This is a genomic window from Streptomyces sp. NPDC001634, from assembly GCF_040298185.1.
Lineage (GTDB): Bacteria > Actinomycetota > Actinomycetes > Streptomycetales > Streptomycetaceae > Streptomyces.
On record NZ_JBEOZU010000020.1, the window covers coordinates 95,029 to 110,358 of the forward strand.

Annotated in this window: 15 protein-coding genes; 5 read left to right on the top strand and 10 right to left on the bottom strand. The window is 70.6% G+C overall.

Features of this window, described 5'->3' with window-relative positions; all coding sequences use genetic code 11:
* Positions 1–3: 3 nt before the first annotated feature.
* Positions 4–363 carry an NADH-quinone oxidoreductase subunit A gene (locus ABT186_RS15795; protein ID WP_003992243.1) on the bottom strand — a complete coding sequence of 120 codons (360 nt, stop codon included), beginning with the start codon at positions 361–363 and terminating at the stop codon, positions 4–6.
* Positions 364–1,105: 742 nt separating this feature from the next.
* Here ABT186_RS15795 and ABT186_RS15800 point away from each other — a divergent pair.
* Positions 1,106–1,906: a C40 family peptidase gene (locus ABT186_RS15800; protein ID WP_351223832.1), complete on the top strand. Its 801-nt coding sequence runs from the start codon at positions 1,106–1,108 to the stop codon at positions 1,904–1,906.
* A 129-nt stretch (positions 1,907–2,035) separates the two neighbouring features.
* Here the strand turns inward: ABT186_RS15800 and ABT186_RS15805 are convergent, their stop codons facing one another.
* Together ABT186_RS15805 and ABT186_RS15810 are read right to left on the bottom strand one after the other, a co-directional pair.
* Positions 2,036–3,823 (bottom strand): hydroxysqualene dehydroxylase, encoded by a 1,788-nt coding sequence (locus ABT186_RS15805; protein ID WP_351925455.1) that lies wholly within the window; start codon positions 3,821–3,823, stop codon positions 2,036–2,038.
* A gap of 85 nt (positions 3,824–3,908) precedes the next feature.
* A complete protein-coding gene (locus tag ABT186_RS15810) occupies positions 3,909–5,198 on the bottom strand; it encodes a geranylgeranyl reductase family protein (protein ID WP_351925457.1) in 1,290 nt (429 codons plus the stop codon).
* On the opposite strand from ABT186_RS15810, the gene ABT186_RS15815 reads away from it, so the two are divergent.
* The 3 genes from ABT186_RS15815 to ABT186_RS15825 all read left to right on the top strand — a co-directional run bounded on the left by ABT186_RS15815 (position 5,169) and on the right by ABT186_RS15825 (position 6,314).
* Positions 5,169–5,363 (top strand): hypothetical protein, encoded by a 195-nt coding sequence (locus tag ABT186_RS15815; protein WP_351925459.1) that lies wholly within the window; start codon positions 5,169–5,171, stop codon positions 5,361–5,363. The genes ABT186_RS15810 and ABT186_RS15815 overlap by 30 nt on opposite strands.
* 12 nt (positions 5,364–5,375) lie before the next feature.
* Positions 5,376–5,882 carry a GNAT family N-acetyltransferase gene (locus ABT186_RS15820; protein WP_351223838.1) on the top strand — a complete coding sequence of 169 codons (507 nt, stop codon included), beginning with the start codon at positions 5,376–5,378 and terminating at the stop codon, positions 5,880–5,882.
* Between the two features lie 120 nt (positions 5,883–6,002).
* Positions 6,003–6,314 carry a PASTA domain-containing protein gene (locus tag ABT186_RS15825; protein ID WP_502973214.1) on the top strand — a complete coding sequence of 104 codons (312 nt, stop codon included), beginning with the start codon at positions 6,003–6,005 and terminating at the stop codon, positions 6,312–6,314.
* A gap of 37 nt (positions 6,315–6,351) precedes the next feature.
* Here the strand turns inward: ABT186_RS15825 and ABT186_RS15830 are convergent, their stop codons facing one another.
* The 7 genes from ABT186_RS15830 to ABT186_RS15865 form a co-directional block, all read right to left on the bottom strand.
* A complete protein-coding gene (locus tag ABT186_RS15830; protein WP_351925461.1) occupies positions 6,352–8,313 on the bottom strand; it encodes a zinc ribbon domain-containing protein in 1,962 nt (653 codons plus the stop codon).
* A 133-nt stretch (positions 8,314–8,446) separates the two neighbouring features.
* A complete protein-coding gene (locus ABT186_RS15835; protein WP_351223844.1) occupies positions 8,447–9,142 on the bottom strand; it encodes a demethylmenaquinone methyltransferase in 696 nt (231 codons plus the stop codon).
* A 287-nt stretch (positions 9,143–9,429) separates the two neighbouring features.
* Entirely contained in the window at positions 9,430–10,029 is a 600-nt protein-coding gene (locus ABT186_RS15845) for an imidazolonepropionase-like domain-containing protein (protein ID WP_351223846.1), read from the bottom strand.
* Between the two features lie 17 nt (positions 10,030–10,046).
* The gene (mqnC, locus tag ABT186_RS15850; RefSeq protein WP_351925463.1) at positions 10,047–11,261 is read right to left on the bottom strand and encodes a cyclic dehypoxanthinyl futalosine synthase; all 1,215 of its coding nucleotides are present in this window, start codon (positions 11,259–11,261) and stop codon (positions 10,047–10,049) included.
* A gap of 72 nt (positions 11,262–11,333) precedes the next feature.
* Positions 11,334–12,086, bottom strand: coding sequence for a prepilin peptidase (locus ABT186_RS15855; RefSeq protein WP_351925465.1), 753 nt, complete (start codon positions 12,084–12,086; stop codon positions 11,334–11,336).
* Positions 12,087–12,109: 23 nt separating this feature from the next.
* Positions 12,110–13,816: a serine/threonine-protein kinase gene (locus tag ABT186_RS15860; protein WP_351925467.1), complete on the bottom strand. Its 1,707-nt coding sequence runs from the start codon at positions 13,814–13,816 to the stop codon at positions 12,110–12,112.
* Positions 13,817–13,886: 70 nt separating this feature from the next.
* A complete protein-coding gene (locus ABT186_RS15865) occupies positions 13,887–14,735 on the bottom strand; it encodes a menaquinone biosynthetic enzyme MqnA/MqnD family protein (RefSeq protein WP_351223854.1) in 849 nt (282 codons plus the stop codon).
* A gap of 355 nt (positions 14,736–15,090) precedes the next feature.
* Here ABT186_RS15865 and ABT186_RS15870 point away from each other — a divergent pair, with 355 nt between their 5' ends.
* On the top strand, positions 15,091–15,294 hold the full coding sequence (locus ABT186_RS15870; protein WP_043442843.1) for a cold-shock protein: 204 nt from the start codon (positions 15,091–15,093) through the stop codon (positions 15,292–15,294).
* The last annotated feature ends 36 nt before the right edge of the window (positions 15,295–15,330 follow it).

The window sequence follows — 15,330 nt, forward strand, 5'->3', positions numbered from 1 at the left end:
CCCTCAGTCCCATTCCAGGCCGCCGCGCCGCCATACGTACGCGTACGCGACGAAGACGGTGAGCACGAAGAGCAACATCTCCACGAGCCCGAAAATCCCGAGGGCGTCGAAGGTGACGGCCCAGGGGTAGAGGAAGACGATCTCGATGTCGAAGACGATGAAGAGCATCGCCGTCAGGTAGTACTTGATCGGGAAGCGCCCGCCGCCCGCCGGCGTGGGGGTCGGCTCGATACCGCACTCGTAGGCCTCGAGCTTGGCGCGGTTGTACCGCTTCGGACCGATCAGCGTGGCCATGACCACGGAGAAGATCGCAAAGCCTGCCCCGAGGGCTCCCAGTACGAGGATGGGCGCATACGCGTTCACCGCTCCTCGCTCCTCTCAGTCGGCACTGACTGCTGGCGGTTGCGCTGGGCTCACAGCCGTCCCACCTGTCCCACGAGCCCCGCTCGTCCCGGCGAAGATCGCGTACATGTGAAGCAGGTCACAAGCCCAACTGCCCCGCATCTTATGCCCGGCGGTATGTGATCTGCGACACGGGGGTCACCACGTACTTTGTGATCTCCACCACCCGGCGAAGGATCATGAAGTCGGATGAGCGGTGATCTACACACCCGAAGCAGCCAAGTGATCACCAAGAGGTGACATTTTCGCTCGTTGTCGCAGGTAGAGGCCATCTTGCAGTATCAAAGCAAGACCGCTCAACGCAAATTGGCGCTGGACTGGATCTCTTGATAGTGGACCTCGTTCACACATCAGGGGGAGGAGCGGGGACGGAAGTGGACGCGTGCACGCGTTCACGAGCCCCGGGGGCCCGATCCGCGCGCGAGACGCCGTCGTGTCGGTGACCGTTCCGTGACCTGTGCCACACCTGGGTGAGACCAAATCAAGCGGGCTTGGCCATCCGACCTATTCGGTGGTAGGCGCGGAGCAATTGGTGCGTAACGACGAAACCCCATGATCACAGGCTTGATCACCACTGTCCGCAATGTCCGTTACGGCGTCAATAAAGAGTGACGCGCGTGGGATTCGGGGTCTCGATTGAACAACTGTGGCGCAGCACACGTTTCTTGAAGGTATGGAGGAGCCCCTGATACCGGTTGTACCCATGTCCCACACCGCTCACATACGCAGCCACCGGAAGCCCCGGAACCGCACCGCGTCGACGATCGCGATGCGGGCCGGAGTTGCCGGCGGTGTCCTCAGCCTGGCCGCAGCCGGCGCCTCGGCTTCGGCCGACGCCGCCGAGCCGGTGACGCAGACGCTCGAACTGCCCACCCTGACGGCCGATCTGGCTCAGCAGGTTGCGCAGTCCGCCGAGGCCACCCAGCAGGCTGCGGCCAACTACCAGCTGCAGGCCGAGCGTGACGCGGCCGCCGCAAAGGCCGCGAAGCAGGCCAAGGCGGACCTCGCGGAGGCCAAGAAGAAGGAAGCGGAGGCCCAGCGGAAGGCCGAGGCCGCCCGCAAGACCGCTGAGACCGCCTCGCGCAGCACGGAGCGGACCGTCCTCTCCGCCGCGGCGACCAGCACCTCGACGAGCACGTCCACGGCCACCGGTTCGGCCGCGGCGGTCATCGCCTTCGCCAAGGCGCAGATCGGTAAGTCCTACGTCCTGGGCGCTTCCGGCCCCAGCGCCTACGACTGCTCCGGTCTCATGCAGGCGGCCTTCAAGCAGGTCGGCGTCAGCCTGCCGCGTGTGTCGCAGGACCAGTCGACGTTCGGCACCCAGGTGTCGCTGAGCAACCTGCAGCCGGGCGACATCCTGTACTGGGGCAGTGCGGGCAGCGCGTACCACGTGGCTCTGTACGTCGGTGACGGCATGTTCGTCGGCGCGCAGAACCCCTCCACCGGCATCGTCGAGAAGCCGCTGTCGTACGACCCGCCGACCGGCGCGGTGCGGGTGCTCTGAGCCGCACCCACAAATCGGGTTTCACGGATCGAGGGCCGCCGCTGCCAAAGCACGGCGGCCCCTCCGGCCATCCCGGGGCCCGTCTCACCCCGCCCCGTCTCACACCACCCCGTCTCACCCCACCCCGTCTCACCCCACGTCGAAGGTGTTCGGCAGCCCGAGCCGGTAGCGCACCTCGTCGACCCGTTTCAGGGGTTCCAGCTCCGGCGGGCGGTACAGCTCCCAGATCCGGCATCGCTCGGCGCCCGAATCGTCCGCATCCAGCAGCGCGTTGACGGCCCGTCGCGCCGATTCGTTGGCGCCCTCCATCGTCGCCAGGTCCACATCCGTGCGGACGTAGTCGCCCGCGAGGAAGAAGTTCGGGACCGCGGTCCTCGCCGACGGCCGGTTGTAGAGCGTGCCCGTGGGATGGATCAGGAGCGGCTCGCGGTTCTGCGGATCGGGGCCGCCGAGCCCCGTCACCGCCGGGTCCATGAACCAGCCGAGCCGGTCCTCGTCCCTGAGCGTGGTCTTGCCCGCGTCGTTCAGCCCGTCCTTCAGCTGGGCCCAGAGCTCGGCGACGATCTCGTCCTTGGTGCACTCTCGGGCCGTCTTGCCGTACAGGATGCCGGGCTTGTTCCACTCGGAGATGATCGCGGACAGGCAGTCGCGGGCCCGGCCGTCCCCGTAGTCGCGCGAGAAATCCCGTACGTCCCAGAACTGCGCCTGCCCGATCCCCGTCACCGACCACGGTGAGTCGAGGCAGTTGATGTGCCCGTGGACGACGGGCGTGGGCGTGCGCAGATAGAACTGCACGCCGGTCATCCAGTCCGTCTGCAGCGCGTCGCACCTGGCGAGCTGCGGATCGGCGGCGCGCAGGGCCGCGCCCCAGGTGCGGCGGGCGTGCTCGACCGGCATGGCCGAGACATAGTGGTCGGCGGTGACGGTGCCTTCCCGGCTCCCGTCGCGTGCCGAGACCCGAACGCCGGTGACGCGCCCGCCCTCGTACAGCACCTCGCGCACCTCGGTGCCGAGCACGAACTCCACCCCGAGGGAGCGCAGGTGTGCGGTCCAGGGGTCGATCCAGGCCTCGTTCGTCGGGGCGTTGAGCACCCGGTCGATGTCCGCGTCACCGTCCATGCCGCGGCCGAGCAGCCCCCACAGCAGCAGCGCCTCGATGATGACGCGGCCGACCGTACGGGTGGAGGCGACCTCCGCGCGGGTGGCCACGAGATTGCGGGTCTGTCCGATGCCGAGGAGCGTGCGGTACTCCTCGCTCATCTGCTCGGCACGGATGAAGTCCCACCAGGAGGTCTTCTCCCACTGGTCCTCGCGGCGGGCGTCGCAGCTCGTGAGGTGGACGAGAAGACGGTCGGCGAAGTACGCGGCCTCGTACGCGGGCAGCCGGGTACCCAGATCGAGGACGGACAGGATCTGGTCGCGGATCCAGGACGCGGTGATGTCGCCGGGCGCGGGCGGGGTGGTGAGGCGGCGCAGCGGGAAGTGGAGGTCCGGACGGCCGCCGGCCCGGGCGAAGAGGGCCTCGGTGCCGCTGCGGAGGTTGTCGTGGACGCCGCCCGGATTGCCGGGGAAGGGGATACGGCGCATGGTGTCCGGCAGGTTCCGGTAGAAGCCGGGGAAGAAGCGGAAGCCGTGCTCGCCGGGCAGGGGCCCCCGGCCGCCGGTGCCGGTCCCCGGGACGTCCATCGAGCGGGCCTTGCCGCCGAGGACGTCGTAGTACTCGTAGACGGTGACGGCGTAGCCGCGTTCGACGAGTTCGTGGGCGGCGCTGAGCCCGGAGACACCGCCGCCGAGGACGGCGACGCGCTTGCCGGCCGCGGCGGCGGCCATGGCGGGCCATAAGGCGAGGGCGCCGACCGCACCCCCCGCACCGGCGAGGAAGCGTCTGCGCGTGGGGCCCTGAAGGTCGATTGTCATGGGCACGAGAGGGTACGGAGGGTCACGCCACGACGGAAGGTCGCAGACCGGTCACCCACAGTACCCTCACGCGCCGGTCACCGGATCACGCCTTCGGCGCCACCTTCGACAGACCGTTGATCACCCGGTCCATCGCGTCGCCGCCCGTCGGGTCCGTCAGATTGGCCAGGAGCTTCAGCGTGAACTTCATCAGCAGCGGGTGCGTCAGGCCCCGCTGCGTCGCGATCTTCATCACCTTCGGGTTGCCGATCAGCTTCACGAAGGCGCGGCCCAGCGTGTAGTAGCCGCCGTAGGTGTCCTTGAGGATCTTCGGGTAGTTGTGCAGGGCCATCTCCCGCTGGGCGGGGGTCGCGCGGGCCAGGGCCTGGACGATGACGTCCGCCGCGATCTGGCCCGACTCCATGGCGTACGCGATGCCCTCGCCGTTGAAGGGGTTGACCAGGCCGCCCGCGTCACCGACGAGCAGCAGGCCCTTCGTGTAGTGCGGCTGACGGTTGAAGGCCATGGGGAGGGCGGCGCCGCGGATCGGGCCGGTCATGTTCTCGGGGGTGTAGCCCCAGTCCTCCGGCATGGAGGCGCACCAGGCCTTCAGCACCTCGCGCCAGTCCAGCTCCTTGAAGGAGGCCGAGGTGTTCAGGACGCCCAGGCCGACGTTCGATGTGCCGTCACCCATGCCGAAGATCCAGCCGTAGCCCGGCAGCAGCCGCTCCTGGCCGTCGCGCCGGTCCCACAGTTCCAGCCAGGACTCCAGGTAGTCGTCCTCATGGCGCGGGGAGGTGAAGTACGTACGGACCGCGACGCCCATCGGGCGGTCCTCGCGGCGGTGCAGTCCCATCGCCAGCGACAGCCGCGAGGAGTTGCCGTCCGCGGCCACCACCAGCGGCGCGTGGAAGCTGACTTCGCGCTTCTCGTCGCCGAGCCTGGCGTGCACGCCGGTGATGCGGCCGGTGCGGTCGTCGATGATGGGCGCGCCCACGTTGCAGCGCTCGTACAGGCGGGCGCCCGCCTTCTGTGCCTGCCGCGCCAACTGCTCGTCGAAGTCGTCGCGCTTGCGGACGAGGCCGTAGTCCGGGTACGAGGCGAGATCCGGCCAGTCCAGCTGGAGCCGCACCCCGCCGCCGATGATGCGCAGGCCCTTGTTGCGCAGCCAGCCGGCCTCCTCTGAGATGTCGATGCCCATCGCCACGAGCTGCTTGGTGGCGCGGGGCGTCAGACCGTCGCCGCAGACCTTCTCGCGCGGAAAGGCGGTCTTCTCCAGGAGCAGGACGTCGAGCCCGGACTTCGCCAGGTAGTACGCGGTGGTGGAACCGGCTGGCCCGGCCCCGACGACGATCACATCGGCGGTGTGTTCGGTAAGGGGCTGGGGCTCGGTCACGGCGGGTTCTCCCCAAGACTCGGCGACGACAACGACGGCAACGACTACAACGACGACACCAGTGCCGGCGGCGGCAGCGGCACCGACGAAAACATCGGCGAAAACGGCGTGCTGACGGGCACTGGACATGGGCAGTCTATTCAGCGGTACCGATCTCCCGGCTGAAGGGCTGCCCCCGTGAACCGAGCTCTCCCCGACGTACGACTGCGCGTTCCCACCGACGAGGACGCCGTCGCCTGGCACCGGGTCTTCGACGACCCCGAGGTCATGGAGTTCTTCGGAGGCAAGGCCGCCGAGCTGTCGGCATACGAGGAGCTCACCGCACGCCAGCGCAGGCACGACGCCGAGCACGGCTTCTGCCTGTGGAGCATGCTCGACGCGTCGGACGGGGTCATGGGCTTCACGGGCGCGCAGCCGTGGCCGCGCGAGTGGGGCCCGGTGGGCGAGATCGAGATCGGCTGGCGGCTCGGACGGGCGTACTGGGGCAAGGGGTACGTCACCGCGGCCGCGCTCACCACGCTGGAGCGGCTGCGGGCGGCGGGCGTGTCCCGGGTCGTGGCCATGGTCATGCCCGCCAATGAGCGGTCGGTCGCCGTGACGCGGCGCCTCGGCATGGAACTGGCCGAGGTCTTCACCCACCCCACCCTGGGAGCGCCGGCGCACTGCTACCGGCTCGATCTATGACACTGAGTAACCGACTGCTACAGAAAGACACTTGACGCTTCCGGGTGACACCCTCGGCCGGTTACCCTTCCTGTACCGCTGGGGGTGACATCTGTGCCTATAACACCCAAAACACCCGAAGTGCGCGTGCCACGGCTGATCGGTCTGATGGCGGTGGACGCCCGCGAGGCCGCCGCGAGGCAGGGCGTGCTGCTCGCCGCGCCCGACCGGCCGGACTTCCACCGCACCGTCGTCGACTACGTCGTACGCCAATATCCTCTGCCCGGCACCGAGGTGCCGCGCGGTGCCGTGATCACCGTGTGGTTCGACCTCAGTGAGGGCGAGGGCGGCGGCGGGGCCGGAGTCCGCGAGCCACGGCTGCCCATCCCGCCACCGGGCGGGCTGCGCCGCGAACTCGACGAACCGGGGGACGCCTTCGAGGTGATCAGGTGAGCCCTGGCCGGACAGCCGCTGCCCGGTCGTGACCTGCCTAGTGGTGGCCCTGCCAGAACAGCAGACCGGCCGCCGCACCACCGCCGATCACGCATGCGCCGACAACCGTGACCACCCAGACGAGGACGCGACTGCGACGCTTCGGTACGGGGACGCCGGGCGCAGGAGCGCCACTCCCGACGGCCTGGATTTGGTGGTACGACGCGGTCGGCGCCGGCAACTCGGCAGGGGCCGGCGGCGGCTGGACGAGGGCCGGTGGCACGGCGGTCGCGTCGCCGTGCGCCGGAGGCGTCCCGGTGCCGTACCCCGCCGGAGCGCTCGGCGTGGGCGGGATCGGCGGAATCGGCGGGCCGACGACCGTCGTACGGCGGCCGCCGGTCATCCGCGCCAGATGGGGCGCCACGAACACCGCCCCGAAGACCCACAGCGCGCCGAAGAGCAGCCCCTCCGGCAGACTCACGCCCGCCTCCACCGTGCCGCCGAACGTGCCTGCCGAGCCGGAGCCTGAACCGAAGCCGTAGCCGTAGCCGTAGCCGGAGTCGTACCCCGACGATGAGCCGGCCGACAGCTGCCAGCCGAAGCTGCCGATCCAGGCCAGCAGAAGGAACAGGGCGACGAAGATGCCTGCGGACAGCAGTTGCTCGCGCCGGTCCGCCGAGCGGCGCGCGGCGATCACGCCCAGTGTGAGGGCGCACACCAGGCCGAGGGCCAGCGCCCCCACCACCGCCCAGCCGCTCACCTGGTCCCCGAGTTCGGAAAGGCCGAAGCCCTGGTGCCGGTACCCCCCGCCGTAGGGCGAACTCCCGCTCGCCTCCACATCGACCGAGGCGCCCCAGGACAGGCCGAGCGCCAGGACCGCGAGGTTGGGCAGCAGAAGCAGAGCGAAGAGAACCGAGGACCCGGCGGAGCTGCCCGAGCTGTCGTCGAACTGCGTGACGCAGACGACGAACGCGACGACACAGCACAGGACGAGCACGACGGCGAAGGCGCGCAGCGCGGTGCCGGTCGCCCGCAGAACCGTCCGCGCGCCCGGTCGCACCGCGAGCCACTGTGTGAGGTCGTCACGGTGCAGGACGCCGCCCGCGACGGCGAGCCCGAGCAACAGGGCGCCGAGCGCGGCGAGCCAGGGCGAGGTGGAGATCTCCACGGCGTCCGCGAGGGTCGGCCGCGCGCAGAGACCGAGGACGAGGGTGGCAGCGGCCACGAGCAGCGCGACGCGTACGGCGGCTTCGAGCCCCGCGGTGGCGCCGCGGGGGCCACGGGGGCTGGGGGTCCCCCCGCTCGAGCGAAGCCGAGAGTGGGGGCGGGTGCGCAGGATGCGCACGCCGATGCAGAGCGCGCCGATCCACAGGGCGGTCGCGGTGAGCGGGATCAGCGAGAGCGAGCCGCCGCCCTCGATGCCGGAGAGGAGACCACCGGACGCGTCGCCGAGCAGGGACCCGGACGCGTCCTTCACCTCCAACCCCCCACCGAGCGCCTGGAGCAGCACGGCGAGCGCGATCTGCAGCCGGTCCCCGAACCCGACGACCACGACGTCTCGCTGCCCGTACGAGGGGATCGCCAGCGCCAGGGCGGCGAGGAGCACCAGTCCGACGGGCCATGCGGCGGCCCGGGCGGCCCCACCCCAGTCCCCGCGCAATGCCCGCCCGAAGAAGGCGCCGAGGGGGGACGGGGGCGCGGAGGCGGGGGCGTACGGCGGGGGCGGCGGGCCCAAGGGCGGCGCGGCGGGCGGCGCGGCGGGCGTGGCGGGCGCGGGCGTGGCGGGCGCGGTGGGCGCGGCGGAGGGCCCCGGCGGCACGGTCGCGGGCCCCGGCGGTACGGCCGTCGGCCGCGGGGGCGCACCCGACGGTCTCGGCGGCGCACCCGGCTGTTCAGGCGCCACCGGGACAGCTTGCTCCCCCGCGCCCCGGTGGCCTTGCACCCTCTCCCGCCCGCACCTCATGCAGTAGCGGGCCTCTTCCGGGACCTGGGCCCCGCAGTGCGGGCAGTACGACGTCATGGGAACGCTCCGTCATCCGAAGAACTCGTGCCGTGATGAGACGTCATCAACGGACGTGGTTTTTCATTGACCGGTTCCCGTCAATCCCCCGATCGTGCGGACCAGTTGACGGTCCGCACGCGCCAAAAGGGCGTCAGTCCGTCTTGAACCCGCGATGCAGCGCCACGATCCCGCCCGTGAGGTTCCGCCACGCCACCCTCGACCAGCCCGCCTTGCGCAGCCGCTCGGCGAGGGCCGGCTGGTCGGGCCAGGCGCGGATGGACTCGGCGAGGTAGACGTACGCCTCGGGGTTGGACGACACCGCGCGGGCCACCGGCGGCAGCGCGCGCATCAGGTACTCGGTGTAGACCGTCCGGAAGGGCGCCCAGGTCGGATGTGAGAACTCGCAGATCACGACCCGCCCGCCGCGCTTCGTCACCCGGTACAGCTCGCGCAGGGCCGCGTCCGTGTCCTGCACGTTCCGCAGCCCGAAGGAGATCGTCACCGCGTCGAAGCTGTCGTCCTTGAAGGGCAGCTTCGTCGCGTCGCCCGCCGTGAACGGCATCCAGGGGTGGCGCTTCTTGCCGACCTGGAGCATCCCGATCGAGAAGTCGCAGGGGACGACGTACGCACCGGAGCGTGTGAAGGGGAGCGACGAGGTCGCCGTACCCGCCGCGAGGTCCAGGATCTTCTGCGCGGGGCGCGCGTCGACGGCCTTGGCGACCTCCTTGCGCCACACCCGGTCCTGGCCGAGTGACAGCAGGTCGTTCGTCAGGTCGTACCGTTCCGCCACGTCGTCGAACATCGAGGCGACTTCGTGCGGCTGCTTGTCCAGGGATGCGCGGGTCACGTGCCCATTGTGGCAGTACGGGCCGGGCGGGACTCAGCCGCCCGGCCTGATGGGTGAAGGCGTACCAGCCGCCGTACGCGATCGCCGAGAGGGAGAGGAGCACGACGGGGGCCCGTTTCGGCCGCCGCAGGACGCCCTCGCGGCGGGCGAAGCCGAGCAGCCGGCAGAAGAGGAAGTACGTGTGGTCGCCCCCACGATGACACCGCCTCCGACGACGCCGCCACCGACTGCAGCGGTGTGAAACAGAGTTCGGGGGCCTTCGGGGAGAGGTTCTCCGGCTGAACCGGTCAGCGGCCGCGGTACACCAGCCGTCCGCCGATCACGGTCGCCACGCAGGTCCCCGCGCCGCGCCGGACCAGTTCGGCGCGGTCCGCGACATCGAACACGGCGAATCGGGCGGGACCGCCCGGCACCAGCCTCGGCAGCAGGATCAGCGGGGCCGGGGAGAGCGCCGCCGGGCCTGGGAGACGGTCCGGCCGCTGTCCCATCGCGAGCCCGGCCCTGCGCACCGCGTCGACCACGGCCCGCGACCGCAGCTCCCCGGCCACCGCCACCGTGCCGTGCGCCAGCATCCGCTGCACCCCGCGCCGCGCGCTCGCGCCGAGGCGGGCGGGGTCGGTGCGGAGGATCTCCCGCGCCCGTTCCCCGCCGATGGGCTCGGTACCGAGGGCATCGGCCTCGCGCGGGTCGGGATGGTACGTGGCCTCCAGCAGCTCCGGGCCGTACGGGTTCAGCAGTCCCGGCGTCAGGATGCCGGGCCAGCGCCGCACCCTTGCCCGCGGGTGGGCGGCGGCCAGTTCCTGGTACGGGCCGACGGCGGCGACGGACGCCCCGTCGACCAGAACCGCCGCCTCGGGCGACTGCTCGGCGACGTGAAGTGTCAGCACGGATCCCCTGGTCGGCTCTAGTTGGACGTGAGCAGCTTCAGCTCGGGGTGGGCCGTGCCGCCCTCGATCGCCGTCGACGAGATGTGGGACATGACCCGCTCGTCGACGGGGTCGTTCGCCGGGTCGTCGTGGACGACGAGGTGCTCGTACGTCGTGGACCGCTGGGCCGGGACCCGCCCCGCCTTGCGGATCAGGTCGATGATCTCCAGGCGGTTGGAGCGGTGCTTGGCGCCGGCGGACGAGACCACGTTCTCCTCGAGCATGATCGAGCCGAGGTCGTCCGCGCCGTAGTGCAGCGACAGCTGGCCGACCTCCTTGCCCGTGGTCAGCCAGGAGCCCTGGATGTGCTGCACGTTGTCGAGGAAGATGCGGGCGATCGCGATCATCCGCAGATACTCGAAGATGGTCGCCTGGGTGCGGCCCTTCAGGTGGTTGTTCTCGGGCTGGTAGGTGTACGGGATGAACGCCCGGAAACCGCCCGTGCGGTCCTGGACGTCACGGATCATCCGCAGGTGCTCGATGCGCTCGGCGTTGGTCTCACCCGTGCCCATGAGCATCGTGGACGTCGACTCGACGCCGAGGTTGTGCGCGGCCTCCATGATCTCCAGCCAGCGCTCGCCGCTCTCCTTCAGCGGCGCGATCGCCTTGCGCGGCCGCTCGGGCAGCAGCTCGGCACCGGCACCGGCGAAGGAGTCGAGCCCGGCGGCGTGGATGCGCGTGATGGCCTCTTCCACCGTGACGCCCGAGATCCGCGCCATGTGCTCGACCTCGGACGCCCCCAGGCTGTGGATGACCAGCTGCGGGAAGGCCTCCTTGATGGCGCGGAAGTGCTTCTCGTAGTACTCGACACCGTAATCGGGGTGGTGGCCGCCCTGGAACATGATCTGGGTGCCGCCCAGTTCGACGGTCTCCGCGCACCGGCGCAGGATGTCGTCGAGGTCGCGCGTCCAGCCCTTCGCGGTGTCCTTGGGGGCCGCGTAGAACGCGCAGAACTTGCACGCCGTGACGCACACGTTCGTGTAGTTGATGTTGCGCTCGATGATGTACGTCGCGATGTGCTCGGTACCGGCGTACTTGCGTCGGCGTACGGCGTCGGCGGCGGCGCCCAGCGCGTGCAGCGAGGCGTCGCGGTAGAGGACGAGCGCTTCTTCGGGGGTGATCCGCCCACCGGCGGCGGCACGGTCGAGGACGGCTGTGACATCAATCGACGTGAGGTCGGCCTTCTCGGTCACCGGGGCGTCCCTTTCATCAAGGGTTGTGGACGGACCGAACCAGCCTACGCCAGCGGTTTTGCCGGGCCGACGTCAGGCGGCGTACGCGCCGATCAGCAGCCCGACGAAGGCACCCGCGATGAGGAACGGCCCGAACGGGATCGCGGTCCGGCGCCCGGCGCGGCGCGCGAGGACGAGCCCGAGGCCGTACAGCCCGCCGAAGAGGAACCCGGCGAAGGTCCCGAGCACCACGGTCGGCCAGCCGTACCAGCCGAGGACCGCCCCGAGCCCCAGCGCGAGCTTGACGTCGCCGAAGCCCATGCCGTTCGGGTTGATGAGGAAGAGGAGGAAGTACGCGCCGCCGAGCACGAGTGCCCCGAGCAGCGCGGTGAGCCACTCCCCGGCGTGATCCGGCAGGGCCGCGACGACGGCGAGCAGGACCAGGGCGAGGGCGGCGAGCGGCAGGGTGAGCACATCCGGCAGCCGTTGCACCCGGAAGTCCACGATGGTCAGCAGAACGCCGACAGGGGCGAGCAGCAGCCAGACACCCAACTCGGGGCGGGTGCCGGTGGCGAGGGCGAGGGCGGCGCAGACCAGGGCGGTGACAGCGCATACGAGCACCGTCCCGGGACCGTACGACCGCCCCTCGGCGCACCGCGCCCACCCGACCCATCCGCCGATGGGATGCCCGTCCGGACACCGGTCCCGCCACGGCTGCCCGGGTTCGACGGAGAGCCGGTGGGCGGCCCGGGGCACCAGCGCGCCGGCCACCGCACCCCACATCGCGGCAGCCACGGCCGACCAGAGGTCCAGATCCACCCGGACAGAGTAAGTGCCGGTGTCCATGACCGACTCGGCCGAGCCGTCCGCTACTTGACTTTCCCCATCCGCGAAGTCGGGTTCCCGGCGTCGGGATTGTCCGTCTCGAACTTGAGGTCGGCACCGACGGGTGTCAGCCGTACCTCGTGTCTCCCGGTCGTGCAGGTCGACGGGTTGGACTTCCTGGCCACGCTGGTGGCGACGAGCTGCTTTGCCGAGGCCCGCTTCAGAAGCAGTACGTCCTCGCAGATGCCGCCGAGCGGGTCGGTGGACCGGAAGGTGCCGATCTGCTCGCCGACCCCCGCCTGCCGGATGGTGACGCGGAACGTGCCCGCGGGCAGCGTGCCGCCGAGCGCGAGCGCGTCGCCCTCCCAGGTGCCCAGGTAGGCGGCGGGCACGGCGGCCTCCCCCGCTCCCGGATTGTCCGAACTCTGCGCGGATGCCGGGGTGGAAGGAGGGCCGGCGGACGCACTGTTCTTGTCCGAATCGCCCTTGTCGAACAGGCCGAACACGAACGCCGATCCGACCGTCACCGCGGCCAGCGCACCCGCGACCGCCAGCGAGACCGTGCAGCTCAGGCGCCGGCCACGACCGCCCGTCCCCGGTACGGAGGTCGCGGCGACGCTCACGGAGAGCTTCCCGGGGCCACCGGCAGCGGGGGGTACGGTGTCCTGCGGTGCGGAGGCGAGAGGTGCCGGAGCGGCTGTCATGTCGGGCGGCGGGCCGAATACCCCGGCGGGCGCGGTGGACGGCGGCCCGAACTGCGGGAGGCTCGTGGCCACTTGCGGTCCCCCACCGGCCGCCGGCGACTCGCCCACCGACGCCTTGCTGAAGCCCACCGGACCCGACGGTGCCTCCTCCCCCGCCTCCAGGTTCAGCAGCTGTACGGCCTTGCGGCTGACCTGTTCCACCAGCGGGCCCGGCAGCCAGCCGCCCGTCACCAGGCGGGCGGCGCCCTGCGGGGCGAGCCGTCGGGCCACCTCCTCGGGCGCGGGGCGCCGCTCCGGGTCCTTGGCCAGGCACTCGGCCACCAGTTCCCGCAACTCGCCCGACAGCGAGCCGAGTTCCGGCTCCTCGTGGACGACCTTGTACAGAAGTGCCGCGGAGGAGTCACCGGGGAAGGGGGACCGCCCTGTCGCCGCGTACGCCAGTACGGCGCCCAGCGAGAAGACGTCCGCCGCGCCGGTGACGCCCTTGCCGAGGATCTGCTCGGGGGACATGTAGCCGGGGGAGCCGACGGAGACGCCCGTGGAGGTCAGCGACGCCGTGCCGTCGGTGGCGCGCGCGATGCCGAAGTCGATGAGGATCGGGCCGTCGAGGGTCAGCAGGACGTTGGACGGTTTCACGTCCCGGTGGACCAGGCCCAGTCCGTGTACCGCCGCCAGCGCCTCCGCGAGGCCGGCTCCCAGCGCCCGTACCGAATGCGGGGGCAGCGGGCCCCCGTCCGTCACCGCCGCGGCCAGGGACGGCCCGGCCGCGTAACCGGTCGCGACCCATGGCACCGACGCCTCCGGGTCCGCGTCCAGGACGGGCGCGGTCCAGGCGCCCCCCACGCGGCGCGCGGCCTCGACCTCGCGGCGGAAGCGGGCGCGGAACTCCTCGTCCAGCGCGAAGTGCGGATGCACGACCTTGACCGCGACGGTGCGCCCGCCCGCGCTGCGCCCCAGGTAGACGCGGCCCATTCCGCCGGAGCCGAGCCTGCCGAGCACCCGGTAGGGCCCCACGACGGTGGGTTCACCGGCGTCCAGCGGCTGCATGGCTTCCACCCCCTCCCCCGTACCCCTCAAGTCCCCAGCAGGGTAGTGCCCGCCGCCCGCCGGAACTCCCCTACGGCTCCAGGAGCTTCACCTTCACATCCGCCGGGAAGCCGGTCGTCGGGCCGACCCGCCGGGCGAACTCGGCGACCGCCGCCAACTGCGGGCCCCCGAAGCGGAAGTCGAGCGTCGTGAAGTACTGCTCCAGGATCTGCTCGTCGAAGGCCTCCCAGCGCGCCGCCTGCTCGGCGACCTTGCCGACCTCCTCCAGGGACAGGTTGCGGGAGGCCAGGAAGGCCTCGTGCACCTTGCGGGTGATGAACGGCTCGCGCTCCAGGTAGTCGCGCCGTGCCGCCCACACCGCGAAGACGAACGGCAGGCCGGTCCACTCCTTCCACAGCGTGCCGAGGTCGTGCACGGCGAGGCCGTAGCGCGGCCCGTCGAGCAGGTTGGCGCGCAGGGCGGCGTCGCCGATCAGGACCGCGGCCTCGGCCTCCTGCATCATCAGGCTGAGGTCGGGCGGGCAGGTGTAGTAGTCCGGCGTCACCCCGTACCGCTCGGCGAGCAGCAGTTGGGCGAGGCGTACGGAGGTCCGCGAGGTGGAGCCGAGGGCGATCCGGGCGCCGTCCAGCCGGTCCAGCGGTACCTGGGAGACGATCACACAGGACATCACCGGACCGTCGCAGCCGACCGCGATGTCGGGGAAGGCGACCAGTTCGTCGGCGTGCTTGAGGAACTCGACCAGGGTGATCGGCCCGATGTCGAGGTCGCCCTGGACCAGCTGCTCGCTGAGCTTCTCGGGAGTGTCCTTGGTCAGCTCGAAATCGAGGAGGGTGCCGGTTCTCGCTAGCCCCCAGTAAAGGGGCAGGCAGTTGAGGAACTGGATGTGGCCGACGCGCGGCCGGGTGCGAGAATTGTCCACATCGCGAGACTAGCCCCCATGCGGTACGGTGCTGGCCCCAGGGTCCGCAAGCGCCTTTGGAAACCCCCCGTACCCCTTGTGTCAACCCCGGCGACTATGCTCCGACACGGGGACGTCAACCCGGCTCACCACCCGCTCAAACATTTGGGTGACGTGATCTTGACCTCTATTGCTTTCGGCTGCCCACGTGCTAGGCTCGCCGCAAGTTGCAGTTTGGTTTCCTTGCAGTACAGAGCCTGCGGAGCATGTAACCGCGGGCTCTCGTCGTTTTCAGACATATGCAGTTGTGCGGCTGTTCAGTTTTCACACTTGCAGGTTCTGGAGCAGGGCAACCCTTTGGGCCCAAGGAGGGCTTATGGCTACCGGAACCGTGAAGTGGTTCAACGCCGAAAAGGGCTTTGGCTTCATCGCCCAGGAAGGCGGCGGCCCCGACGTCTTCGTCCACTACTCCGCGATCAACGCGAACGGCTTCCGTTCGCTTGAGGAGAACCAGCAGGTCTCCTTCGACGTCACGCAGGGCCCGAAGGGCCCGCAGGCGGAGAACGTCACGGCCATCTGAGGCCTCGGTCTCGGAGTTTCGGTCTTCGGTTCCAGG